This window comes from Brachyspira alvinipulli ATCC 51933, from assembly GCF_000518245.1.
Classification (GTDB): domain Bacteria; phylum Spirochaetota; class Brachyspiria; order Brachyspirales; family Brachyspiraceae; genus Brachyspira; species Brachyspira alvinipulli.
Genome location: NZ_KI912403.1, coordinates 15,460 through 42,268 on the forward strand (window position 1 = coordinate 15,460; position 26,809 = coordinate 42,268).

General features: G+C 28.1%; 22 protein-coding genes. 12 read left to right on the plus strand and 10 right to left on the minus strand.

The annotated features are described in order from the left end of the window. Positions 1 to 29: 29 nt before the first annotated feature. The 6 genes from T324_RS0107570 to T324_RS0107595 are packed head-to-tail and all read left to right on the plus strand — an operon-like array spanning position 30 to position 5,771. Complete coding sequence (locus T324_RS0107570; protein ID WP_028329686.1) at positions 30 to 1,451, plus strand: sulfatase family protein; 1,422 nt, start codon at positions 30 to 32, stop codon at positions 1,449 to 1,451. 41 nt (positions 1,452 to 1,492) lie between these two features. Further along, a complete protein-coding gene (locus T324_RS0107575) occupies positions 1,493 to 2,533 on the plus strand; it encodes an ABC transporter substrate-binding protein (protein WP_028329687.1) in 1,041 nt (346 codons plus the stop codon). Between the two features lie 41 nt (positions 2,534 to 2,574). Next, the gene (locus T324_RS0107580; protein WP_028329688.1) at positions 2,575 to 3,405 is read left to right on the plus strand and encodes an ABC transporter permease; all 831 of its coding nucleotides are present in this window, start codon (positions 2,575 to 2,577) and stop codon (positions 3,403 to 3,405) included. Between the two features lie 14 nt (positions 3,406 to 3,419). Further along, positions 3,420 to 4,220 (plus strand): ABC transporter permease, encoded by an 801-nt coding sequence (locus T324_RS0107585; RefSeq protein WP_028329689.1) that lies wholly within the window; start codon positions 3,420 to 3,422, stop codon positions 4,218 to 4,220. A gap of 21 nt (positions 4,221 to 4,241) precedes the next feature. Then, positions 4,242 to 5,000 (plus strand): ABC transporter ATP-binding protein, encoded by a 759-nt coding sequence (locus T324_RS0107590; protein ID WP_028329690.1) that lies wholly within the window; start codon positions 4,242 to 4,244, stop codon positions 4,998 to 5,000. Positions 5,001 to 5,018: 18 nt separating this feature from the next. Continuing rightward, positions 5,019 to 5,771: an ABC transporter ATP-binding protein gene (locus T324_RS0107595; protein WP_028329691.1), complete on the plus strand. Its 753-nt coding sequence runs from the start codon at positions 5,019 to 5,021 to the stop codon at positions 5,769 to 5,771. Between the two features lie 63 nt (positions 5,772 to 5,834). Here T324_RS0107595 and T324_RS0107600 read toward each other — a convergent pair whose 3' ends face one another. Continuing rightward, on the minus strand, positions 5,835 to 6,869 hold the full coding sequence (locus T324_RS0107600; RefSeq protein WP_028329692.1) for a LacI family DNA-binding transcriptional regulator: 1,035 nt from the start codon (positions 6,867 to 6,869) through the stop codon (positions 5,835 to 5,837). Positions 6,870 to 7,011: 142 nt separating this feature from the next. On the opposite strand from T324_RS0107600, the gene T324_RS0107605 reads away from it, so the two are divergent. Next, the gene (locus T324_RS0107605; RefSeq protein ID WP_028329693.1) at positions 7,012 to 8,517 is read left to right on the plus strand and encodes a type I restriction-modification system subunit M; all 1,506 of its coding nucleotides are present in this window, start codon (positions 7,012 to 7,014) and stop codon (positions 8,515 to 8,517) included. Positions 8,518 to 8,689: 172 nt separating this feature from the next. Here the strand turns inward: T324_RS0107605 and T324_RS0107610 are convergent, their stop codons facing one another. From T324_RS0107610 to T324_RS0107630, 6 genes are all read right to left on the minus strand, one after another. Further along, a complete protein-coding gene (locus tag T324_RS0107610; RefSeq protein ID WP_028329694.1) occupies positions 8,690 to 9,220 on the minus strand; it encodes a hypothetical protein in 531 nt (176 codons plus the stop codon). A gap of 733 nt (positions 9,221 to 9,953) precedes the next feature. Then, positions 9,954 to 13,031, minus strand: coding sequence for a type I restriction endonuclease subunit R (locus tag T324_RS0107615; RefSeq protein ID WP_028329695.1), 3,078 nt, complete (start codon positions 13,029 to 13,031; stop codon positions 9,954 to 9,956). An 89-nt stretch (positions 13,032 to 13,120) separates the two neighbouring features. Further along, complete coding sequence (locus T324_RS0107620) at positions 13,121 to 14,377, minus strand: restriction endonuclease subunit S (protein ID WP_028329696.1); 1,257 nt, start codon at positions 14,375 to 14,377, stop codon at positions 13,121 to 13,123. Next, positions 14,377 to 14,508 carry a hypothetical protein gene (locus tag T324_RS18765; protein WP_281171803.1) on the minus strand — a complete coding sequence of 44 codons (132 nt, stop codon included), beginning with the start codon at positions 14,506 to 14,508 and terminating at the stop codon, positions 14,377 to 14,379. The genes T324_RS0107620 and T324_RS18765 overlap by 1 nt, the downstream gene beginning before the upstream one ends. Further along, a complete protein-coding gene (locus tag T324_RS18465) occupies positions 14,498 to 14,626 on the minus strand; it encodes a nucleotidyltransferase domain-containing protein (protein WP_245580661.1) in 129 nt (42 codons plus the stop codon). The genes T324_RS18765 and T324_RS18465 overlap by 11 nt, the downstream gene beginning before the upstream one ends. Then, the gene (locus T324_RS0107630; protein WP_028329697.1) at positions 14,627 to 15,322 is read right to left on the minus strand and encodes a YggS family pyridoxal phosphate-dependent enzyme; all 696 of its coding nucleotides are present in this window, start codon (positions 15,320 to 15,322) and stop codon (positions 14,627 to 14,629) included. A 174-nt stretch (positions 15,323 to 15,496) separates the two neighbouring features. Here T324_RS0107630 and T324_RS0107635 point away from each other — a divergent pair, with 174 nt between their 5' ends. From T324_RS0107635 to T324_RS0107645, 3 genes are all read left to right on the plus strand, one after another. Further along, entirely contained in the window at positions 15,497 to 15,967 is a 471-nt protein-coding gene (locus T324_RS0107635; RefSeq protein ID WP_028329698.1) for a YaaR family protein, read from the plus strand. Beyond that, positions 15,964 to 16,653 (plus strand): tRNA (adenosine(37)-N6)-threonylcarbamoyltransferase complex dimerization subunit type 1 TsaB, encoded by a 690-nt coding sequence (gene tsaB / locus T324_RS0107640; RefSeq protein WP_028329699.1) that lies wholly within the window; start codon positions 15,964 to 15,966, stop codon positions 16,651 to 16,653. Before T324_RS0107635 ends, tsaB begins: the two co-directional genes overlap by 4 nt. Before the next feature lie 166 nt (positions 16,654 to 16,819). After that, positions 16,820 to 18,949 carry a methyl-accepting chemotaxis protein gene (locus T324_RS0107645; RefSeq protein WP_028329700.1) on the plus strand — a complete coding sequence of 710 codons (2,130 nt, stop codon included), beginning with the start codon at positions 16,820 to 16,822 and terminating at the stop codon, positions 18,947 to 18,949. Between the two features lie 57 nt (positions 18,950 to 19,006). Here the strand turns inward: T324_RS0107645 and mnmH are convergent, their stop codons facing one another. Further along, positions 19,007 to 20,041, minus strand: coding sequence for a tRNA 2-selenouridine(34) synthase MnmH (gene mnmH, locus T324_RS0107650; RefSeq protein WP_028329701.1), 1,035 nt, complete (start codon positions 20,039 to 20,041; stop codon positions 19,007 to 19,009). 83 nt (positions 20,042 to 20,124) lie between these two features. After that, a complete protein-coding gene (locus T324_RS0107655) occupies positions 20,125 to 20,742 on the minus strand; it encodes a hypothetical protein (protein WP_028329702.1) in 618 nt (205 codons plus the stop codon). Between the two features lie 199 nt (positions 20,743 to 20,941). Here T324_RS0107655 and T324_RS0107660 point away from each other — a divergent pair, with 199 nt between their 5' ends. Both T324_RS0107660 and trpS read left to right on the plus strand, forming a co-directional pair. Then, positions 20,942 to 21,922 carry a PSP1 domain-containing protein gene (locus T324_RS0107660; protein ID WP_028329703.1) on the plus strand — a complete coding sequence of 327 codons (981 nt, stop codon included), beginning with the start codon at positions 20,942 to 20,944 and terminating at the stop codon, positions 21,920 to 21,922. A 28-nt stretch (positions 21,923 to 21,950) separates the two neighbouring features. Continuing rightward, the gene (trpS, locus tag T324_RS0107665) at positions 21,951 to 22,949 is read left to right on the plus strand and encodes a tryptophan--tRNA ligase (protein ID WP_028329704.1); all 999 of its coding nucleotides are present in this window, start codon (positions 21,951 to 21,953) and stop codon (positions 22,947 to 22,949) included. A 48-nt stretch (positions 22,950 to 22,997) separates the two neighbouring features. On the opposite strand, the gene dnaE is transcribed toward trpS, so the two are convergent. Then, complete coding sequence (gene dnaE / locus T324_RS0107670; protein WP_028329705.1) at positions 22,998 to 26,690, minus strand: DNA polymerase III subunit alpha; 3,693 nt, start codon at positions 26,688 to 26,690, stop codon at positions 22,998 to 23,000. Positions 26,691 to 26,809: the final 119 nt, after the last annotated feature.

Below are 26,809 nucleotides of genomic sequence, written 5' to 3' on the forward strand. Positions count from 1 at the left end.
TTACAGTACACGCAAAGAGATTGAAAAAGATGAATAATAATCCAAATATAATATTAATAACAGCCGATCAAATGAGAGCCGATTCTATAGGATATATTAATGAAGAATTAGAAACACCAGTATTAGATGAATTAGCAGAAAATGGAACAATATTTAATAATTCTTTTTGTACAAGTCCAGTATGCACACCATCAAGAGCATCCATATTTACAGGTAGATATCCTATGAATACAGGAGCTTGGAATATAGGTACAGAATTAAATGAAGATGAAATAACATTAGCAGATTATTTAAAAAAAGAAAATTACTTTAATATAGCTGTTGGTAAAATGCATTTCAGACCTCAGCTAAAAAATCTAAATTGGGAATTTGAAGATGTGCCAAAGAGAGATAGGGTAAGAGAAAGAGATAAAACATATTATGGTTTTGATATAACACATATAACAGAAGATGATAAACAAGGTGAATATTTAGATTTCGCTAATAGTCATGGATGTAATTTAGAAACAGGTAAAGGAATTGATGGGATAAACCCTATACCGGAGGAATTACATCAAACCTATTGGACAGCACAGAAAGCTATTGATGAGATAGATAATTTTAATTTTGATAAACCATTATTTATGTGGGTAAGTTTTGTTGATCCTCATCATCCATTCGATCCTATAAAAAAGTATTATGATATTTATAAAGATATTAATCCTAAAGAGCTTAATAGTAAATTAAAGTTAGATGATAAAAGGCCGGAGCATTTAACCAAACAAGGTGAAAGAGGTTATTGGCCAGGTGGTGGAGAAAAGCATCCTTTTACTGAAGAAGAAATAAAAGAAATTAAAAGATTATATTATGGAATGATCAGTTTTATAGATGCTCAAATAGGTCGAATTATAGATAAACTAAAAGAAAAAAATGAATTTGAAAATACTATAATAGTTTTTACAAGTGATCATGGAGAATATTTAGGGGATTATGGATTACTAAAAAAAGGGCCTTTTATGTACGACTGTTTGATAAAAGTACCTCTATTATTTTATGGAAAAGGCATAATAAAAAATAACAGTAATGAAATAATAGAAAATGTAGATATAGTTCCAACACTATTAGATATATTAGGAAAAGAAATTCCTTATGGTATACAAGGACATAGCATTAAAAATATTTTAACAGGAAAAGATAAAGATAAAAGTTATAAAAAAGGTGCTATCATTACTTATGATGCTCATGATAGAGGTATATTTATAAAAACATACAGAACTAAACAATACAAACTTTCAATATTTTTAGATGAAGAATATGGAGAGTTTTATGATTTGGAAAAAGATCCTAAAGAGGAAAATAATCTATTCTTTAATAAAGAATATGATGAAATAAAGAATAAATTATTATTAGAGATGTGTCATAAAATGATAGAATGCAGTGACCCTTTAAATAAAAGATATGCTAGTTGGTAATTTTTCATTAATTTATACATTATAATTTAAAGGAGATAAAAATGACAAAAACATTAAAACTCATTACTACATTGGTTGCGATTGCAAGCTTATTTCTATTAGCTTCTTGTTCTAACAAAGAAGCTTCATCTTCTGGAGATGCAAAAACATTAAAAGTAGCTGTAATGCCTTTTTTAAACTCTGTACCTATTGAGTACATGATTAATAACAAACTAGATGAAAAATATGGTTTTAAAATTGAAACTGTATATTTTCCATCAGGCGGTCCTATGAATGAGGCATTAGGTGCTGGTTTATGGGAAGTTGGTACTTTAAGTGCTGCTTCTGTATATTCCTTGGCTAATTATAATGCTCATGTTGTTGCTGATATAGGACACTCTGAAGGAGGTATAGAAGTATTAGTTAATCCTGATTCTGATATATTGACAGTTAAAGGTGTTAATAAAGATTTTCCGGAAGTTTACGGAGATGCTGCTACTTTAAAAGGAAAAACTATTGCTGTACCTACTGGAACAATATCTCATTTAAATGTTATACATTGGCTTAAAGCTATAAATGTTGATCCTAATACAGTTAACATAGTTCATATGGAATTCCCTCAGGCATATCAAGCTTTAAAAGCTAAAAAAATAGATGCTGCTGCTTTGAATCCACCAACTTCTTTTTCTGCTGAAGCTGATGGAATGAAAATAGTTTCAAGTTTAACTACTTTAAACATACCTCAGTTTGATTCAATAATAGTATCTGATGAAGCATTTAACAATAAAAAAGATACTATTGTTTTATATATAAAAGCATTCTTAGAAGCATGTGATGCTTTACAAGCTGATACAAATATGGCAGCACAAGAATTGTTAAATTGGTATACTAAAAATGGATCTACTTCTACTTTAGAAGCATGTCAATCTGAAGTGGCTAATCGTCCTTTTGTTACTACAGAAGAAATTAAAAACATAAAAACAGGTGATTCTGTAAGAGTAACTGCTGACTTCTTTGCAAGTCAATCTCTTATTACAGATGATAAATTACCTATTGTAGATAAAAATGTAGATACAGAATTATTAAGCAAAGCTTTAAATTAAAACATGAAACTTGAATTAATTAATATATAATAGGACTATTTATGGAAGAGAATATAATTAATACATCATTAAAAGAAAAAGAAAAACTCGTCATAGCAAAGAAAAAAAGAGAAAGAAATAAATTTTTTATTATATCCGTTATATCTGTTATATTATTTCTTATAATATGGCAGTTAATAACAGATGTATTCAAATTATTTCCATCATATTCTCTTCCAAGTCCTTTTACAGTTTTTAAATCTTTTATCTATAAACTTACTAATAAAGCACCTGATAACGGTACATTGTTTCAACATATATTAGCATCTTTACAGGTAGCGTTAACAGGTTATTTTTTAGGTGCTGCCATCGGAATACCGCTTGGAATATGTATGGCTTGGTTCAAAAAATTCAATTTAGTTGCAACTCCATTATTTGACCTTATAAGACCAATACCAACTATAGCATGGATACCTATGATGATATTATGGTTTGGAATAGGATTAGGAGCAAAATCAGCAATAGTATTTATGTCAGCATTTGTTCCTTGTGTAATTAATACTTATAGCGGAATAAAAGCAACAACTCAAGTACATTTATGGGTAGCTCAAACTTTCGGTGCATCAAGAAAACAAATGCTTAAAGAAGTTGCTATACCTACAGCTTTGCCTTATATATTTACAGGACTTAGAGTATCTTTAGGAGCTTCTTGGACTTCTTTATGTGCTGCTGAAATGCTTGCTGCAAGCAGAGGTTTAGGATTTATGATACAGTTAAATAGACAGTTAGCAAGAGCTGATTTAATAATAGTAGGTATGCTTACAATAGGGGCTGTTGGAGCTATTTTATCTGTAGGATTGGGCTATTTAGAAAAAAAATATGTTAAGAGATAACTAAGAGGTAATTTATGAAAAACAAAGAAGGAAAAAGAGTTAAATTATCTGATTTTGAAAAACCTATTTGGGCAGTTATATCTATAATAGGATTCTTAATTGTATGGCAATTATTAACAACTTATACTCCTATAAAAATAACTACACCTAAACCATTAGAAGTATTCAAGTTTTTAGTATGGAGCTTGACTCATAATATAGGTCAGCAAACTATATTAGGACATATAGTAATAAGTATATTTAGAGTATTAACTGGATTTGCCATAGGTGCTGTAACAGGTATCATATTAGGAATATCTATGGGGGTTAATAAATATGCAAGAGCAATAATAAGACCATTCTTTGAAGTGTTTAGACAAATTCCTCCTATAGCTTGGATACCTATGGCTATACTTTGGTTTGGAATAGGTGAAGTACCTAAAATATTTATCATATTTATTGGTACTTTTGTTAATGTTACTTTGAATGCTTATGCAGGAAGTTCTCAGGTTAATCCTACTTTGATAGGTGCTGCTAAAATGCTTGGTTCTAATGAAAAAGATATATTTTTGCATGTTATACTTCCGGCTTCTGTACCTCAAATATTTAATGGTATGCAGGTAGGATTTTCAGTAAGCTGGATGGGAGTATTAGCAGCAGAAATGGTTAGTTCTTTTGCTGGTGTAGGTTGGGTTATAATAAGAGGTTCTGATACTGCAAATATACCTCAAGTTTTAGCTGGTATGATAGCTATAGGTATAGTTGGTTTATTATTATCTTCTTTAATGAGATATATAGAAAAAAGATTAACTATTTGGAATTCTACTGGTATATAATAATTAATTTGAGGCGTTAATATGGAAAATAAAACTATTATAAAAATGAATCATGTTAATAAAGTGTTTTTCAGTGAGCATGGATATAAAGAAGTCATAAAAGATATAAGTCTTGAAGTGAAGGAAAATGAATTTGTAGTATTATTTGGACCTGGTCAATGCGGAAAGACAACATTAATCAATCTAATAGCAGGACTTGAAACAACAGAAAATTCTGATATAGAAGTTAATGGGAAAAAAGTAACAGCACCGCATCCAGAAAGAGGTGTTGTATATCAAACTACTGCTTTATTTCCTTTTTTAACTGTTATGGAAAATGTAGAATTCGGCCCTAGAGCAAGGGGAATATCAAAAAAAGAGAGAAGAGAAAAAGCAAAATATTATATAGATTTAGTAGGACTTAACGGATTTGAAAATAGTTATCCGAATCAATTATCTGGAGGTATGCGTCAGAGGGTAGGTATAGCTAGGGCATATTGTAATGAACCTGTTGTTATGCTGCTTGATGAGCCTTTCGGACATTTAGATGCACAAACTAGATATATGATGGAAGAAGAAATTGAAAAAATTTGGCAAAAAGAAAAAAGAACTGTTGTATTTGTTACTAATAATATTGAAGAAGCAGTATATTTGGGAGATAGAATAATACTTCTCACAAATTGTCCTACAGTTGTAAAAAAAGAATATATTATAGATTTACCTAGACCTAGAAAATTAACAGATCCTAATTTCCTTAAAATTAGAAATGAAATAAATGATAATATGGATATAACTTTATAACATAAAAAGGATATATTTATGACAAATGATACTAGAGAAGTTAAAGTAAAAGTTCAAAGATTAACAAAAAAATTTGGTGATTTATTGGTTTTAAATGATATATCATTTAATGTTATGAAAAGTGAGTTTTTATGCATAGTAGGACCTACTGGCTGCGGTAAAACTACATTTTTAAATAGCCTTACAAAGTTATACAAACCAACTTATGGAGCTATACAGATAGACGGTGAACATGTTGATTTAAAAAAACATGATATAGCTTATATATTTCAAGAATATTCTACTATGCCTTGGCTTAAAGTAGAGGAAAATGTTAAGTTCGGATTGAAAATAAAAAAACTTCCTCAGGATATTATTGAAGAGAGGGCTGATAGAGTAATAAAAATGGTAGGGCTTGAAAAGTTTAGAAACTTTTATCCAAGTGAGCTTTCTGCTAGTATGCTTCAAAGGGTTGTTATAGCTAGGGCATTTGCAGTGGAGCCTGAATTGCTTTTAATGGATGAGCCTTACGGGCAATTAGATGTTTCTTTGAGATTCAAATTAGAAGATGAGCTTTTAAACATATGGAAAACTTTGGGTACTACAATTATATTTATTACTCATAATATAGAAGAAGCTGTTTATTTAGGTGAAAGAGTTTTAGTATTGACTAATAAGCCAACTTCTATAAAAAAAGAAATACATATAGATTTAGAACATCCTAGAAACATAGCTGATCCTAAATTTGTTGAATATAGAGAAGAAATAACAGAACTTATAAAATGGTGGTAAATCATTAATTAAAATTTTAAGCTGTTATTATATTTAAAATTATAAATATAGAGTAGGGTAGAGTTACAATAAATTTTCTCTAAATATCACTTGTGTTTCTATATAAGTGTATCTTTTATCTGGTATAGTTTTTGTAAGCAAGTATTCAAATAAAACTTTTATTGCTCTGTATCCTTGCTCTTGAGGATTTTGCGTTATTGAAGCTATTATACCTCTATCTAAAAGACCTTCTTTTACAACATCTGAAAAGTCATAAGTAATGATTTTTATTTTATTGTATAGTCCTAATTCTTTAATAGCATTTATAACATATTTACTAGTTTCTGCACCCGGACATATAACAACATCAGTATCCATATGTTTTAATAAATTGTTTTTACTTTTATCAAAATTAAGATTATTATCTTTTTCCATTTCTATTATTGATTGTACATTTACATTTTTATAATCAGAATTAAGTCTGCTTACTAAACTGTCAACACGTTTTTTATTTCCAAGCATTTTATTGAAATTATTTGAAAAAACTAATAAATTAATATTATTTCCATTTGATATAATATTCAAAAGTGAAGCCGCTATTTCTCCAGCCAAATCATAATTGCATCCTACATAAGCTATACAGTCTTTACTATCAACGAAAGAATTTAAAAGTACTATTGGAAAATTATTATTATAAAGTTCAGATATTTTATTTTTTACTCTTTCGTCATTTATAGCAACTATAGCCATAGCGTTAGCACCTTCATTAATAGCTTCTTCAATAAGTTCTAATTGATTATCAGCATCAAAGTCTTTACATCTCTTTATAATAATAGACATTCCAAATTCTTCGATTTCTTTTCCTGCTATTTCTATACCTTTTATAACATCTTCAAAAAATAAATTGTTATAAGTATTAAGAACAGCTGCTATTTTAAATTTCTTTTTTCTAATGGCTAACGACTTGGCTATTTTATCAGGTTTATAATTTAATGATTTAGCAATATCAAGTATTTTCTGTTCTACATCAGGATCAATACGACCTCTGTTATTTAAGGCTCTGTCAACTGTTCCTATTGATACACCTGCTAATTTTGCTATTTCTCTTATGGTAGCCATATCAAATCCTTTTTATTCTATAAAAAACATAATATAAACTTTTATTCTATATGTCAAACATTTTATTAAAAAAATCGGTATTGTAAGTATAATATTTTTATAGTATATTATATATTATTAACAAAAGATACGGGGTTATAAAATGAATTCTTCAGAAAATGATAATGATATAAAAAAAGAACTATGGGCTGCTTCTGATAAGTTAAGAGGCAATATAGACGCTTCAGAATATAAGCATGTAATACTTGGACTTGTATTTTTAAAATATATCTCTGATAAATTCAAGCTAAGATATGATGAACTTGTGCAGGAAGGTATGGATATGCAGGATGATATAGATGCCTATAGAGCGGATAATATATTTTATCTGCCTGAAGAGTCAAGATTTGATTATATATCATCGCAGGCACGTTCTGATGAAATAGGTGCTATTATAGATAATGCAATGCAGAAAATAGAAGAAAATAATATAAAATTAAAAGGCATACTTCCTAAAAATTACAGCCGCCCGGAACTTGATAAAAGAAGACTAGGGGAGATAATAGATTTATTTTCTAATATAAAAATAGCTAATAAAAATAAAAAAGATATATTAGGAAATGTGTACGAATATTTTTTATCGCAATTTGCAACTGCCGAAGGAAAGAGAGGAGGAGAGTTCTATACGCCATCCCCAATAGTTAAACTTTTAGTTGAAATATTAGAACCGTATAAAGGAAGAATATATGATCCTTGTTGCGGAAGCGGAGGAATGTTTGTACAAAGTGCAAAGTTTTTGGAGGCACATTCTCAAAGTGTAAATAATATATCAGTATACGGACAGGAAAGTAACCCTACAACTTGGAAACTCTGTAACATGAATATAGCAATACATGGAATAGACGGCAATTTGGGAGATAAAAATGCGGATACTTTTTTTGAAGATTTGCATAACAAATTGAAAGCAGATTATATATTAGCAAATCCTCCTTTTAATATGTCAGATTGGGGAGCAGATGCCTTAAAAGATGATTATCGTTGGAAATGGGGGATTCCTCCTAATGGAAATGCCAATTACGGGTGGCTTTCTCATATAGCATCAAAATTATCAGAAAACGGTAAAGCTGGTGTGGTATTAGCAAACGGATCTCTTTCTACTCAAACATCAGGCGAGGGTTTAATAAGAGAGAATATGATAAAAGATGATTTGATAGAATGTATAATATCTCTTCCTACTCAATTATTTATATCTACTCAAATACCTGTTTCATTATGGTTTTTGAATAAGGATAAAAAGCAGAAAGGACATATACTTTTTATAGATGCAAGAAATTATGGAAGAATGGAGAGCAGGGTTCAAAGGGTATTAGATAACGAAGATATAGAAGCAATAGCAAAAACGGTTCATAGCTGGCAGGAAGGCAAAGGCTATAAAGATATAAAAGGATACTGCAAAAGTGCATCTTTGGAAGAAATAGCAAAAGAAGATTATATACTTACAACAGGACGTTATGTAGGACTTGAAGAGGAAGATAATAAAGAAGAAGATTTTGATTTCAAAATGAAAGTTTTAACGGAAGAATTGGGCGAATGTTTTAAAGAAAGCAGGAAATTGGAAAAGATAATAAAGGATAATTTAGAGGAAATAGGCTATAGTATCCCAAAATAACATTTATTATTATGTATTAAATATATGAAGCAATATAACCACAATAAAATTAGGTTATGTTGTATATAAATCGTAATATATAATAAGCATATTTTAAAGCTAGAAAAGAACTTCTATTTTTTATATATTATGCCTAAAAGCACTAAAGTAGATTAGCCTTAAATAAACAATATTATTGGAAACGTCTTGGTCTTTCTATTGTTATTAAATAATTCCAAACATAATAAAATACAGTATCTTTTGTTGTGAAATTTTCTACAGCTTCATCTTTCTTTAATTTTATCATAGCATTAGAGAAAGCCTCATCTTTTTGTAATTCTTCTATCTTTAATGATAATTCATCTGTATGGGCTTTTACTTTAGACATAAGATCTATAGGGAGATTTCTTTCATAATCTTTGCTTGTTAAAGTTTCAAGAGCATATTCTATTCTGTCCTGTGTGATTCTTGCTGATATTTCTTGTTCTCTTTGTGCTTCTGTATTAAGTATATTATCAGTCCATGTATTAAATTCATTAATCCATTCTTTATACATATTGCCGTATTTATCGGATTCTAATGTATAATCATTTTTTACATCATCCGGAAGTATATTCAAGAAATTTCTGTATCTTTTTTCCATAGCGTATATTGAACCGCCGTCATTCTGACATGATATTATTATTATTGTTAAACTTAATATTAAAAGTATTATTTTTTTCATTAATGCATATCCGTAATTTTTTTATTTATTAATGCTAGATTATACTATAATATATAAAAAAGTTCAATTATTGCTAATTATAAATAATAACTTTTAAGGCTTAAAAATGGAAAATCATAGAAACCCTTTAGTATATATTGGTATAATGTTAGTAACATTTTTTATTATTGGTTTTATTGTTTATGCTATAATTAAGTTTTAAAAAATAATATGCATTAGTTAACATAATATACATTATCGGAACATGTATTTATTGTTTTTCTAGGATATTTTTTATTAAGTATACGATTTTCTAAGTTTTTTAATCAGTTTTACTATATAGCCCGTTATCAAATATTACTAATAAAATATATCAACCATTACTGCTATACATACCAAAAATCCAAGTTTATGCTGCAAATCTAAAATATATATCTGACTCAAAAACTTTATTAACTTTTATCTGTTCAAAAACTTTTTTAGAATTTTCTAATTTTAATTTTTTATCTGTAACATATACATATATTTTTAGCCCGTATACTTATATGTATAATATATAAGCCTTATAATACATTATATAAGAATCAACATCAAATCATATAATTTATATAATAATTCTGGTAATATATGTATAGACATTATATTATATATTCATAAGATATATTGCTTTTAATTTCTAAGTATTCTTTATTATTTTTGTATACATATATGTATATGATTAGTTATTCAATTTTACCCATAATACTATACCTTATTAGCTATACTTTAATATATCGTAATTCTCTGCTTGTTTTAATATATTATCCAATGCCTCATTCTCAATATCTTTAGGATATTTATGCGATTTCAAAAATCTTTTTATATCCATTTTCATTTTGGATCTTGTGGATTCTTTATTCTGCCAGTCAATTTCTTCTGAATTCTTTTTTACTATTAAAAACAATTCTTTAGCCATAGTTTTAATTTCTTCTTTGTTATAATCAGAATTTATAGGACTGCACATAGCATCATAAATAGCTTTCTCTTCATTAGTCATTCCTAAACTATCAGCCTCTTTACTCATATTGTCTAAATCATCAGAAAGATTTAAAAGCTCATCTATTACTTCAATATTATCTATAGCATTATTATTATATTTATCCATTATCTTTTTTATTCTATCAGAAAATATATTGGATTGTATTATGTTTACTTTTAAAAAGGCTTTTATTTTATCATCCAATAATTTTTTTAATACTTCCAATGCTATATTTTTATACTTCATATTGGCAACAGACTCTAAATACTTTTTATCAAACAATGAAAGCTCTTTAGAATCATCCATGCCGGCAAATATATTGAGAACGCCTTCACTTTGTATGCTTTCCTGAAGAATCTTATTTATTCTTTGATTGATTTCTCTTAATGACAATTTCTGATGACTTTGCATTTTAGTTATTATTACTTTTACAGCTTCATATAATGCAGTTTCAACCGATTCCTTTCTATCAATAATACTTCTGCATAATGCTTCTGCTTTTTTCAATACAGCCGCCCTATTCAAAAAGTCATTCTTTTTTTCCTCTTCAAAAGAAAATACATAATCAGCTAATTTAGTTATAAGCTCTAATCTTTCTTTACTTGAACAAGTATAAAAATTGGAATAATCAATATCTTTAAAAATGTTTCTAATATAATCAATAACTTCATTAAATTTATTCAATGCAGTTTCTGCTATATCCATATTGCCGTAATTTTCTTTATCTCTTGCCGTATAATCTTTCATTGCTTTTTTAAGATTATCAGCTATTCCTATATAATCAACTATAAGCCCTGCATCTTTATCCTTACAAACCCTATTAACCCTAGAAATTGTCTGCATAAGATCATGTCCGGCTATAGGCTTGTACATATACATTGTGTCAAGTTCAGGAACATCAAAACCAGTAAGCCACATACTCACAACTACAGCTATTTTAAAGTTTGAAGTTTTATCTTTAAATTCTTTTGCTAAAGTCTCCCTATGAGATTTATTTCCGAGCATTTTCCCCCACTCTACAGGATCTTTATTTGATGTTGTCATTACAGGCTTTATCATACCTTCCCATTCAGGTTTAAGTTCTAATATCTTCTTATATATTTTTATTCCTATAGGACGCGAATATGCAACTATAAATGCCTTTCCTATAAGTACATTTTTTCTTTTTTCATAATGCTGTATTATATCTTTGCATAAAGCATCTATTGCAGCATCAGAACCAAGCAAAGCATCCATTTTTGAAAGTTCTTTTTTTGATTTTTCTATAGCCTCTTCAGCGGCTTCATTATTTTCAAGCATTTTTTGATATTCTTCATCAGCTTTCTTCAACTGCTCTTCATCAAGTTTTAAATAGTTTACCCTACCCTCATAATATATAGGAACTGTAACCTCATCTTCAACCGATTGTGTTATATCATAAGTATCAATATAATCTCCAAATACATCTTTTGTGTTTCTGTCTTCTGATTCTATAGGAGTGCCTGTAAAACCTATTTTTATAGCATTTGGAAAAGCATCATTAATATATTTGGACATATTATATTTAATTTGTCCGTCTTTTATTTTAGCCTTTTCAAGATCATGAGAGCGATGTGCCTCATCTACCATTAATACAATATTGCTTCTTTCTGATAATGCCTCATCATAATTCTCAAATTTTTGAAGAGTTGTAAATATTATACCTCCTGCATTAATATCTTTTAATTTTTCAATTAATTCTTTTCTTGAATCTATTTGTTCAGGAGTCTGTTTTAAATATGTATCCATTGAACTTGAAAATGTTGTAAATAATTGATTGTCCAAATCCGTTCTGTCTGTTATTATAACTATTGTAGGATTATCTAAATTCTGAGATATTACTTTTGCCGCCATTAACATAGTAAAAGACTTACCGGAACCGGTAGTATGCCAAACAATACCTGCTTTCTTTGATTTATTCTTATATGCTTCTTTAATTTTCTTTAATGCTTTATTAACAGCAAAAAACTGATGATATGCTGCCAATATTTTAACTGCTTTCATATCTTCTTTTTTTCCGCTTTGAACATAAAATATAAAATAATGCAGAATATTTAAAAATCTTTCTTTTTGAAGCATACCGTTAATTAATGTTTTATATTGTTTATTCAAATCAGCATTTTTCTCTATAACATCAATATCTTCGCTTTCTCTTTTCCAAGGAATGAATCTGCTTTTATCAGCCGTTATAGTACCCACTTCTGCCCTAACCCCGTCTGTAATAACGCAAAAAGAATTATAATAAAAAAGATTAGGAATACCGTTTTCCATATAGTTTTTTATTTGATCATAAGCCTCATCTATAGTTTCATCGTCTTTAACAGGATTTTTAAACTCCATAACTACAACAGGAAGTCCATTAAAATAAATTATCACATCTGGTCTTCTATTATCAATATCCGTGATTGCAAGCTGATTAACAACCCAAAAATAATTATTATTTATATTACTATAATCAGCAATTTTTATATAAGCAGATTTATTTTCATTATCAAAATAATTAACTTCAATTCCGAATAAAAAATATTTTTGAAAGGTTTTATTTTTATCTATATAATGAATTTCAGAAAGATTTGTAATTAATCTTATAGCCTCATCAATAGCTTTATCATGGGCATCAGGATTAATTTTTTTAAGAGCTTTATATAATATTTCGGTGATAACAACATTTCTTGTGCTGTTCATAGAAGGATAATCTTTTCTGATATCCGCCCCATAATAATATTCATATCCGAGATTTTGAATCATATCAATAACAATACTTTCAAAATCACTTTCATGCATATATTTTTCCATAAATAAAACTCCTATACTGTATGCTATATAGTGTATATTTATTTTGTATAAAGTCAAATAATTATTGCATTTTGTATAAAATATAGTTCCTATTTTATGCGAATTTCCCCGCTCATAAGTTTAGGCAGAATACTATCCCGAATAGAAGCAAGTTTCTGGTTTTCTATTTGATTTAATTTAATAGTATCAAATATAGACTTTACACTATTATTAAATTTAATTAAAAGAGAAATTTTAGGAATAATTATATTAATTTTTTCAAATAATGATTTATTTAGATTTAAAGTTGTAGTTCCTCCAGACGCATAATTAATAATAATATTAGATATATTTTTCATATAAAAATAAACCCAATAAGAACTTATATTGTCTTTTGGTATTATAGAATTAATCTGTTGATTAGTCTGTGATTTTTCAGAAGTTAAAGAAACAAGCCCAACAGTTGCTATACAACTAACACAAATACTATTTTCAGGTATAATTTTAGTAAATTGAGTATTTACTCCTTTATCAGATAAATATCTTTCTGTTTTTATTATATAAGTATTATTATGCATATCTGGTATAGTTATAAAAGGCATATAATTACCATAATTTTTCTCATCTTTAGTAGGAGGAGTTTTTCCACATATAACTTCTTTAGATATATCTTTAATAATTCCTATCTGCCAACCCTCTGGTATCTCCCCTAGTTCGCTTTTTATCATCTTGCCGCCGCTGTCTTTATAAGGTTTTCCTTTGGCATTTGGAAAATTAAAATTAATAAACCATTCCTTAAAAATAGTTTGTGCCGTTTCCTCTAATATTTTATTCATATGGTTATTAATCTCTATTTTATCATCAAGCGATGAGAGTATAGAAGCTATTTTCTTTTGTTCTTCTAATGGCGGAAGTTTTATTTTTATATCTGATAAATCACTTGGCTTTATAGACGGATATGTTGATACACTTTGCTCTGCTATCATTTGTAAATAATTTATTATATCATCTTGTGTTATATTGTAATATATAAAATAGTTATCTGCCACATCTTTTTTCACTTTTATTGTAATAAATCCTGTAGATACTATTATATTATCAATATATTTTTTAATAATACCATAATGTCTTTGAATTGGTCTAACTGTTGAATAAATAATATCTCCTATATCAACTTTTCTTTTTGCTCTGCTTGGTATATTAGATATATCTATTTTTTGTATGTTATCTATTATTCCTTTAGTAATATTTCCAGTGTCTAAATAATTTATATAATCATAATCATCAGATTTTTTTAAAATATCTGAATTAATGTATGATATATCCCCTAGCCTAACTTCCTGCCAATCATCTTTTACTTTTTTCATTATAAAAAACTCCTGCTGTAAATTATTTCGCTGCATGAGTCTATTATTTGCTTAAACTCTTCGCTTATATTATTATAATCTATAATATCTACTCTATAAGTTAAATTACTCTCTTCAAAATCATATTTCAAATTCTCTAGTCATTTTTCTATTTAAATCAATAGCCAAATCAAAATCAGAAAATTTTCTGTTAGTACATTTATATCTTGAACCAAAAGCATAAACTTTTATTATAAAACCTTTTAACATTTAAGAATTACCTAAAAAGCTGCTGCCTATTCTAACCATATTTGAACCATGCTTTATTGCAAGTTCATAATCTGAAGACATACCCATAGAAAGAATGGATAAAGGATTTTTATATTTTAAATTTATTTCTTCATATATTATGTTAAGTTTTTCAAATTCCTTCTCTATAACTAAAGAATCTTCACTATCCATTGCTATTCCCATAAGACCTTTTACACATATATTATCCATTCTAATTATATTTTCGTATATATTATGATAATTGCTTATATCAAATCCGCCTTTCTGTTCCTCATCGCTTATATTAAACTGAAGAAGTATATCCTGTATCTTATTATTTTTTTGTGCTTCTTTGCTTATATATTGGGCTATTTCAATAGAATCTACACTTTGTATCAAATCTGCATATTTAACTATGTATTTTACTTTATTGCTCTGTATGCGTCCTATAAAATGCCATTTAACATTGTCTTTAATCTCTGCAATCTCCCCTGCCCTATCCCTCAAGCTCTGTGCTTTACTCTCAGCTAGCGGAAGATCTATATTTAATGACAGAAATTCCTTTATAGTGTCCAATGATGAATATTTGCTTACTGCAGCAATACTAATATCATAGCTTATACTATATTTTTGTTTTATTCTTTCAATATTTTCAATTATTGAGTTATATCTTGATAAAATTTCTTCTCTTTTCATAAAAAAATTATAAATCTTTTTAGTTTTTTTTCAATAATCTTCAATTTAATCCATTATTTTAATTAAAAAAATAAAATAATAAAGCAAAATAGCAAAAATACGATTTATAGTATATTGATATTTTATATGATTCATGTTAAGTTAACATAATTAAGTATTTTATGGAGAAATGTAATGAGAGTTCAAGAAAGAATGAATAGAGAGATGAATTTAAACAATATTTTGATGGCTTCGCCTGAGGCATCAATGAAAGTATCAGTAGCTTCATCTCCATTCGCTGCAATGTTGGAAGAGGATAAAGAAATAAGGAAATACTCATACGAATTAGATGAATTAAAAAGACAAATTTACGATGCTGGGAATATTTTAGACAGAAGTGCAAACATAAAAGATTTTCAGAGATTTAGAGATTTAATAAGAGCATTAACAGATAAACTAATAAAAGACGCTTACAGAGTAAGAGAAGTTTCTGTATTCAATAGAAGCAGATCTATGTACAGCAGCCGCCAGTACAAAGTTGTTGCAAAGATTAACGAAGAACTTGACTCTCTTTATGCTTTAATTATGAAAGAACAAAAGAATCATATAGCAATAGCAAATAAAGTTATGAGACTTAAAGGTTTAGTACTAGATTTAATGTCATGAATATATTAGCATTCGATACAGTATCAAGCAGTTTCTCAATAGCTCTTCAAAAAGACGATAATACTATTTCAGAACTTAATAAGCAAAATATAAAAAATCATAATGAAGAAATACTGCCTGCTTTACAGTCTTTCCTTAAAGAAAATAATGTTTCATTGGATGATATAACTTATATAGCATTGGGAATGGGACCAGGCTCTTTTACAGCCTTAAGAATAGCATTTGCCACTATAAAAACTATATGCTATGCTAAAAACATACCAATAATAGGCATTCAAAGTTTAGATGCTTTGTATGAGAATATAAAAGATTATGACGGAATAAAAGCAGCTATGATAGATGCCAGAAAAGGAAGCGTATATGCTAATATATATAACGGCTGTAATAAATTAAAAGAAAATATGGATCTAACGTATCAGGAATTCATAGATATAATTAATTCAATAGAAAATACAAATAAAAATATAGTATTATGCGGCGACGGATTTTCTAATAATAGAGATTTCTTTACTGAAAATCTAAAAAACTACAATATCCAGCCTTTAGATGAAAATTATAATATAATAAGAGCATATAATATAATACTTCTCTCCAAATATAAATTTCAAAACAATCAATTTGACGATATACATTCTTTATTGCCTCTTTACGTAAGAAAAAGCGAAGCTGAAAATAAAAAAAATTAGATTTTTTTTATAAAAGAATAGATTTAATTAAAAAATAAATGTTAAATATACGATAAATTATACAATATGTAAAAAATATATCTTGACTTCGTAAAAAATATTGTTATTATATATAAGAATTATAAAATAATATTTTTTCATGTAAATAAATTGTTGGAGTTTGACAGTGAGAAAATTGCAATCCCTAAAGGTAAAAATACCGTTCTTCGTAATGCTTCTCGTTACGGTTATGACAATTATTTTAGTTACTCTATTAATTAATATAGGTTCTCAGGGTATAAGAAGTTCTGCTATATTTGGATTTGAAACAACTACAAAAGTATATTCCAGAATGATAAATGTATGGTTAGAACAGTCAATATACACATCTGAAGCTATCAGCAGAGGATATCCTCAGCTGATAACATTTATTCAAGATAAAACACCAGAAAGTAAGCTTGCTCTTGAAACGAGTTTAAAAGGTATTGTATCAAATAATAACAATATAGAAGGTATAGTTGTTCTAGATAGTAATGGAGATGTCGTAGCTGACAGTTTAGATGATAAAATAGTTAATTCTCCAAATACAAGAAATTTTAGCGGTACAGAGTTATGGCAAAAAGTTATGTTAGGTCAGTCAGCTGTACACTATACTGCAGATCCTTCTCCTGCAGATAACAATAAATATGTAGTTAAAATTTTCTCTCCTGTAAAAAATTCCAATGGTACAATAATAGGTGCTATATCAACCATGATTGATTGGTTAGGTTTCATAGATAAAGAATTAAACTTAGTTAAATTTGGGAATACAGGTCATCCATTCATTGTAGATAAAGAAAGATGGGTTATAGCCGATCCTGTTCCTTCACATGTTAGAAGTGAAGTTTTAAGAAATGCTGATTATATTAAATATGCTGTTGAACATGAGTCTGGATATCATGAATTCAAATCTCCTTTCAATGGTAAAGATTCAATAGCAACTTTCTATAAAGAGCCTGTATCTGGATGGTCTGTTGTTATGAGTATAGAAGCGGATGAATTATTTTCGCATATAATAGCAATGAAAAGATATGCTATAATTGGTACAATAGCCATACTTGTATTAGCATCAATATTTATAACTTTCTACATAAGCAAAATAACAAGAATTTTACATTTATTAGCTGTTGACCTAACTAAATTATCTACAGGTGATTTAACAATATCTGCTCCTCCTGGATTTGAAAAAAGAAAAGATGAATGGGGTGAAATTGCTATTGCTATAAATGAAATAACAGAACAATTAAATGAAAAAGTAAGAATTGTATATGATGGTGCCTATACAGTAAAAGCATCAGCTAATGAAGTGGCACAAGGTAACATAGATTTATCAAATAGAACTGAAAATCAAGCTTCAGGACTTGAAGAAACCGCTTCTTCTATGGAAGAAATTGCTTCTACAATTAAGTCTTCTGCTGAGCATACATTAGAAGGCAACAATATGATGATTAATTCTAAAAATGCAATTGAAGAAGCAGGAAGAATTATAGAAGAGAGTACGCAAAATATAGAAGCTGTATATGAATCAAGCTCAAAAATTAGTGCCATTACTAAAATAATTGAAGATATAGCATTCCAAACTAACATACTTGCTCTTAATGCGGCAGTTGAAGCAGCACGTGCAGGAGAACAAGGAAGAGGTTTTGCTGTTGTTGCTTCTGAAGTTAGAAACTTAGCTCAAACAACTCAAACATCAGTAAAAGATATTACTAGTTTAGTAGCTGATTCAGAAGAAAAAATAGCCGCTGCTACTGAAACTGCAAGAGAATCTAAAGAAATATTCCAAAATTTAAGAGCTCAAATAGAAGAAACTGCTAAAATTATGCAGGATTTAAGTTCTACTGCTATGGAACAGCAAGCTGGAGTTGATCAAGTTAATATAGCTATTACACAAATGGATATGACTACTCAGCAAAATGCTGCTTTAGTAGAAGAGGCTACAGCTGCTTCTGAAGCATTATTCTCTCAAGCTGAAGAATTACTAAGAGCTATGGAATTTTTCAAATTAAGAGGAACCAACTATAAGAAAAATATAGCAAAAGTTGAAAAAAATAAAAAAGGTACAGTAACTCCTACTACAGACAAAAAAGCTGTTCAGGAAAGCAAACCTGCTCCTGTAAAAAAACCAGAATTAAAAAGTCCTTTGAAAAAGAATAATGAAGAAAAGCATACTAGTGTTCCTGTTAGTACAGCTCCTGTAAAAACTGTAAAAGATAGCGAATTTGGAAATACATTTGATACTTCTAAAGATACTTCTGATGGTTTTGAATCATTTTAATCTTCAGTTAAGATAAATAAAAAAGCAAAGGAGTTTTTATCCTTTGCTTTTTTTATATTAAATACCAACTTTTTCTAATATTAAATTAACAATATTGTCAAAATTTTGATTATCACATTTTATTGTAACTAGTTTATCATCCTGTATGCTAAGCTTATAAGCCTTATCATAATAATAAAGCATATTTAATACACATTCATATATATGTCCATTACTAAGCAAATCTAAAGACTCTTTTAATTTCTCACCGCCTAAACGGTTTTTTATTTTAATAATAGATTCTTTTAAATCATCAACACTATATTTACCATATGTATTAACTATATATTCAGCCCTAAACTCTTTAGGTATATCCAAATATATTATTTTTTCACTATCTCTCATCCTATCAAATAGCTGTCTTGGTATAGCTCTTTTACCTATAAGTAAACTTTCATCCTCAAACCATAATATAGAATCAATACTATACTTTAATAATTCAGCTGATAAATTATTTTCAAATTGTTCCTGACTAGGCTGTTCTCCCTCATTTATCCACCCGAATGCTGAACCTTTATGTTTGGCTATTTTTTCTAAATCTATAACATTATGTCCATATTCTTTTAATTTATTTAATATTAATGTTTTACCGCTGCCGGTTTCTCCTGTAAGCAAATATATTCTATAGTTCCTATTAAAAGAATCTAGCACATGATGCCTATACTTTTTATATCCTCCGTCCAAAACATAAACATCATAACCATAACTGGAGCAAAGCCAAGCTACTGACTCGCTTCTCATTCCTCCTCTAAAACAATGCATAAGAATTTTATTAGTATTATTATAGTCTTTTGTTATATTATCAATAGATTTTAATATATCTGTCATTCTTAATGATACATACTCAAGCCCTTTCAATACAGCTTCTTTTCTTCCAATTTGCTTATATATAGTTCCTACATCTTTTCTCTCTTCATCATTGAACAAATAGACATTATAAGAATTTGGTATATGGGCATGTTCATATTCTATGGGAGAACGAACATCTATAATAGGCAGATTTTCTTCTTCCATTAATTTAAAAAATTCATCTATATTAATACGCTTAACCATTTATACTCCATATATAAAATAGATTAATATATAATATAAATAAAACTAAAAATGTAAATAGATTTATTTATAAACATTCAAAATTAAAATAATCTTCCAATTACTTCAATATCATCCAAATCAATTTCATGTTCTGTAGGTATAGGATAAGATTCCCAATCAGCACTTACAGAAGGCACCCAATCCTTCCCTCTTCCATATCCATTTTTTCTCATCCAATGGTGTAATCTATCCTTATAATCTGATGAGTAATTTTCTGCTATATATAAAATATCATCTTTTACCATTAATCCTATAGATAAATAAATACTCCTATCTGGAAAATTCTTACTAATATAATATGAAAGTTCTGAATATAATCTGTCATAAACATTTTTTTTTACGGTATCCTCATATAAATTAAATGTAGGCAAACTTTCAACTATATAACTTTTTAATGTTGTATTTTTATAATAAAATGCCTGATTTTTTTCTTTCATAAGAAATAAACTATATTTTATAGGAGCTTTATATCCATATACAGTTAAAGTCATATCAGCATTATTATTAAATCTATATATATTTTGATAAGCATCATATGATATTTTATTTTTGACCATATCTTTCCAATATTGTGCATTATCTGTTTTTAAATAAATTTCTGGTGCACTTAAACATGATAACATCATAAAAAATAATGGAAACAAAAAAGACAACTTCATAAATAACTACACATAATTTTTCAACATATATAATATACTCTATATATAATATTAATCAATATATTTTTATTAATTTATAATATAAAATCATACTATATAAAAAAATAATACTTGCAATAATATCAACTTAAAAATAAAATATAATACCATTAAATTATATTAATTAATTCTTAAAATATAACAAGTTTGGAGTGTATTAATGATAAAAAACATAGCCCATGTTAAATTTAGGGGTTCTAATATAGGGAAATTTGAACATTTGCATTTAGAAAATGTAAAGGTAAAAGATACATGTGTAATAGAAACGGATGAAGGTATAGAAATAGGATACATATTAAATTTTGAAGATATAGATATAGATTCATTAAATGCTGAAGAAAATCAAAATAATGATTCTAATGATAATAATGAAATATCAGAACAAAATGATGATATTGATGACAGCAGTAATGAAGAAATATCCGACGAATTACAGGATATTGTAGAAGAAGAACCTAATATAAAAACGAAAAATAATAAAAATAAAATTTTCAATATACTTAGAATAGCTAATGAAAAAGATTTAGAACAGCATAGAATAAATACAGAAGACGCTGCAGAAGCCTTTAAAATATGTAAAGAGAAAGTTAATAATCATAATCTAGATTTAAAATTGATAAGTTCTTATTATTTTTTAGACAGAGCTAAACTTTTATTTGAATTTATCGCAGAAGAGAGAATAGATTTTAGAGAGTTAGTAAAAGATTTGGCAGCACATTTTAAAACAAGAATAGAACTTCGCCAAATAGGTGTAAGAGACGAGGCAAGATCTATTGGCGGATGCGGAATATGCGGAAGAGAATTATGCTGTAAAGTAATAAAAGGTAAATTTGAAACTATCACTATAAAAATGGCAAAAGAACAAGGTATGCTTTTAAACACAATGAAAATATCAGGTCAATGTGGAAGGCTTATGTGCTGTTTAGGACATGAATATAAAGCATACTGTGCCCTAAAAAAAGATTTACCTAAGGTTGGTACTAAGTTAGTATTTAATAGCGTTCCAGCGGTAATAAAAGAAGTAAATCCATTAAATAAAAAATTATTAATAGAAACAGAAGATAAAAGACTTATATATATTAATGTAAGCGATTTAAGAACAGAAGAAGGTTTCTTAGTTGCCAACATAAAAGCAGAATAAAATATAAAAAATTAAATGGAGTTATAATATGTCAAAAAAAGTTATGTTAAGCGGAATACAGCCTACTGGTTCGCTTCATATTGGTAATTATTTAGGGGCTTTGAAAAATTGGGCAGATATACTTGATGATTATTATGGATTTTTTTGTATAGTTGACTATCATGCTATTACTGTTGAATATGATGTTAAAGAAATGCAAAAAAGAATAATGGATGCTGCTGTTGAATATTTAGCATGTGGTCTTGATCCTAAAAAATGTTCCATATTTGTACAATCTGATGTTAGAGCACATACAGAACTTGCTTGGATATTTAATTCCATAATACCAGTAGCCGAATTGGAAAGAATGACTCAGTATAAAGATAAATCAAGAAAGAATGTTGAAAATATTAATGCTGCACTTCTCACCTACCCTTCATTAATGGCTGCTGATATTTTGCTTTACCATCCTGATATAGTTCCGGTTGGAGAAGATCAAGAACAGCATGTAGAATTAACAAGGATGATAGTAAGAAAATTTAATAATAGATACGGAGAATATTTTAAAGAACCAGATACATATCATGGCAAAGTATTAAGAATATTGGGATTAGATGGTCAAAACAAAATGAGTAAATCTCTAAATAATCATATAGCTTTACGTTTGACAGCAGAAGAAACAGAGAAATTAATTTTACAAAAAGCAATGACAGATACAAACAGAAAACTTAAAACTGATGCTGGTAATCCTGATATTTGCAATGTTTATAATTATCATAAAATTTTCTCTTCTGAAGATGAACAAAAAGAAATTTCTGATGGATGCAAAAATGCTGCTATCGGATGTGTACAATGTAAAAAAATGCTAGTTAAAAATATTAATAATGAACTTGCTCCTATAAGAGAGAACATAAATAAATTATCTAATGACAAAGATTATGTTTATGATGTACTTAAAGAAGGTGCTAAAAATGCTTCCGAAGTTGCTGAAAAAACATTATATGAAGTCAGAGATTTAATGGGTTTAGTTGATAATAAAAGAAAATAATTAATAAAAAAGACTGTTAATTTTTATTAGCAGTCTTTTTTATAATTTTTATGCGTACTCAATTTCTATTAATGATCTTAAAGCATTTTTTGTTTCATTTAAAAATCTTTGATTAGGATCAACTTTATAATCCTCACCTATTTTAAAAATTTCTGTACCGCTTTCTGATTTTAATTTTAAAAATATTGTATATTCTCCAGGATTGCTTGATATAGCATTTTGTAAACACAATAAATCCATATCATCAAATATATTCTTATGAACATGAAGAGATAATTGTTTTTTACCAGTATTTGAATGCTTAATTATTATATTGTTATTATTATTAGCAAAAGAATCACTTGAAACAATATTATCAGAACGTTTTATATCAGAATCTTTATTAGAATTTTTAAATGGAGTGTCATTTCTATTTGACTGAACTTGAATATTCTCTGATATAGCATCTCTTTTTATATTATCTCTCTTAACTTCTTTAAGTTTGATATTTTTGTCATTCAAATAAGAATCTAATAATTTTATATCAACTACATTATTGTATATTTTATCTGAGAATCTATTTTTATCTCTACGTCCTTTTATCAATATTCCTGTCTGTTCTTCAAGCATATCTTTGTATTTCTCTATCTGACTATTAGCTGTAATATAAAATACATACTCAGTAAATAAATCCATAACTTTTAATGTAATCATAGGAGTATTTTTCTTAGTAGTTGTTTCTAGTGAAGACATAACAACACAAGGAAGTAAAAACTCATCTTTATCTTTAAGATTATCAATATCCAAAGTATTATGAAAATATTTATAATCAATTTTAGTAATGTATCTTGCAAACGGATGATATCTTAATGAAAAGCCTAAAACTTCTTTTTCATTTTCCATTAAAATATTAGAAGTATATTCTACTTGTTTTTCTATTACCAAAGAAGCACTTCCACTGTCATCTTCAGACATAGAATCAAATAACATAGTCTGACCGGATAAAGTTTCCTTTTGATAATTAGAAGCATGAGCAAGTATAGCATCAAGTGAAGAAAGCAATGCACTTTCAGTATGTCCGAATTCAGAGAAAGCACCACATTTGATAAGAGTTTCATAAACTTTTCTATTAACTAAATGAACATCAACACGTTTTACAAAATCTTCTAAATTCTTGAATTGTCCGTTTTTCTCTCTTTCTTCCTGAATAGCTAAAGCAGCATGAAGGCCTACACCTTTAACAGCATGTAAAGCATAAACTATTTTACCATCTTTTTGAGAGAATAAAGCATCACTTTCAAAAACGCTTGCTGTAACTATATCTATATTTTTTTGCTTAACTTCATTAAGATATAAAGATATTTTGTCAGTATCAGCTATAACAGTATTAAGTAAAGCCACATAATATTCCATTGGATAATGTGCTTTAATATAAGCTTCTTGATAAGCAATTAAAGCATAGCAAACTGAGTGAGATTTATTGAAACCATATTCAGCAAAACCTTTCATTGTATCAAATAAATAAGTCAATAATTCCTTATCATAACCTCTTTCAAGTCCGCCGTTAATGAATTTTTCTTCCATAGAGTTCATTTTCTCTACAATTTTTTTACCCATAGCCTTTCTTAAATCATCAGCTTCTGCAGCAGTAAATCCGCCTATAACACGGCTTATAGCCATAATCTGTTCTTGATATATCAAAACTCCCTGACTCTCTTTAAGTATAGGCTCTAAATCAGGGTGCTTATATACTATTTCTTTTCTTTTATTTTTTCTGTCGGCATAGTCTTTATCCATTCCAGAGTTTAAAGGACCAGGACGATACAATGCTACGCTTGATACTAAGTCATCAAAACCTGTAGGCTGAATATTTATAAGCATTTGACGCATACCTGGACTTTCAAACTGGAAAACCCCTCCTGTATCTGCTTTTCTAAATATATCATAAACAGCTTCATCATCTAAAGGTATTTTATCTATATCTATTTCAATACCATATCTATCTTTTATATCTTTTATAGCATCTTTTATAAGTCTTAAGTTTTTAATACCCAAAAAGTCCATTTTTATAAGACCAGCACTTTCAACATAAGTCATTTCATATTGACAAGCTCTAGTACCTGTCTTAGAATCCTGATAAACTGGCGCTAAATCAGCTATAGGATGAGAAGATATAATAACACCAGCAGCATGAAGACCAACATTCCTAACCAAACCGTCAAGTCTTGTAGATATTTCATACATATTTTTTAATTCTCTATTACCTTCTATTTCTTTAACTAAAGCAGCACAATCAGGATGATCATATATATCTACAACTCTCTTTACATCATCTGGTATACTTTTAGCAAGTCTGTCAGCAGTGGCTAAATCTATACCCATAACACGGCAAACATCTCTTATAACAGAACGGCCTCCTAAAGCTCCAAAAGTAGCTATTTGAGAAACATTATCTTTACCGTATTTGTTTTTTACATAATCTATTATAACTTCTCGCTTATCATCTTGGAAGTCAACATCAATATCTGGCATGCTTTTTCTTTCTGGATTTAAAAATCTTTCAAAAAGCAAATTATAATCAAGAGGATTAACTTTAGTAATTCCTGTAGCAAATGCAACTATTGAACCAGCAGCACTTCCCCTTCCAGGTCCTACAGCAACATCATGATTTCTAGCATAATTAATGAAATCCTGAACTACAAGAAAATATCCTTCAAATCCCATCTTAGCTATAACGCCTAATTCCATCTCTAGCCTTTCCATAGCTTCTTTAGGAATATTATTATTATAATATTTATTCAAACCATCCATACACATATTTCTTAATGCTGTAGTTTCAGTTTCACCATTAGGAAGCTCATAATTAGGCATATAATAGGTTTTAGTCATTATATTTAAATCTTTGCATTGTTCTGCTATCTTTACAGTATTTTCAAATGCTTTAGGAAGTTTAGCAAATGATTTCATCATCTCTTCTTCTGTCTTTAGGTGGAATTCATTGCTTGGGAATTTGTATCTTCTTGGAGAATCCAAAGTGGCTTTAGTCTGTATAGCTAAAAGTATCTCATGTGCTTTTGCATCTTCTTTGGATACATAATGCACATCATTAGTAACTACAAGTTCTATATTTTCTTTTTTAGCAACTTTGTATAAATCACTATTTAATTGTTTCTCTTCTGCTATGCCATGATCCTGAAGCTCTATATAAAAATCCTCTCCAAATATAGATTTATAATACTGTGCTAATTTTAAAGCTTGATTATAATCTTTTTTTCTTAAGGCTATAGGAATTTCTCCTCCCATACAAGCAGAAAGACAAATTAAACCTTTATTATATTTTTCTATTAATTCATGATCTATTCTAGGTCTGTAATAAAATCCTTCAGTATATCCGAAAGTTACTAATTTACATAAGTTATCATACCCTTCTTTATCTTTAGCAAGAAGAATAAGATGCATAGCACTTTTTTCTTCAGAGTTTTCAATCTTTTTATCAAATCTAGTTTTAGGGGCAACATATACTTCGCAGCCTATGATAGGTATAATACCCTTATCTTTAGCTTCAGAAAAAAATTCCATAGCTCCAAACATATTGCCATGATCTGTTATTGCAATACCAGGCATTTCTAATTCTACTGCTCTGTCTATTAAGCCAGGTATAAGTCTTTTTTTCTTGTCTTTTTTTGAATAAAGAGACTTAATACGGGCAGCTCCATCAAGTATAGAATATTGTGTATGTACATGCAAATGAACAAATGACATATTAAACCCCTATTAACTTATTTTATTCTATATCATTTAAGTTAAATATCAAGTTAAATTCATAAAAAATATATAAATAGTTTTTATATTTTCACTATAAATATTTACGGTATTTATAT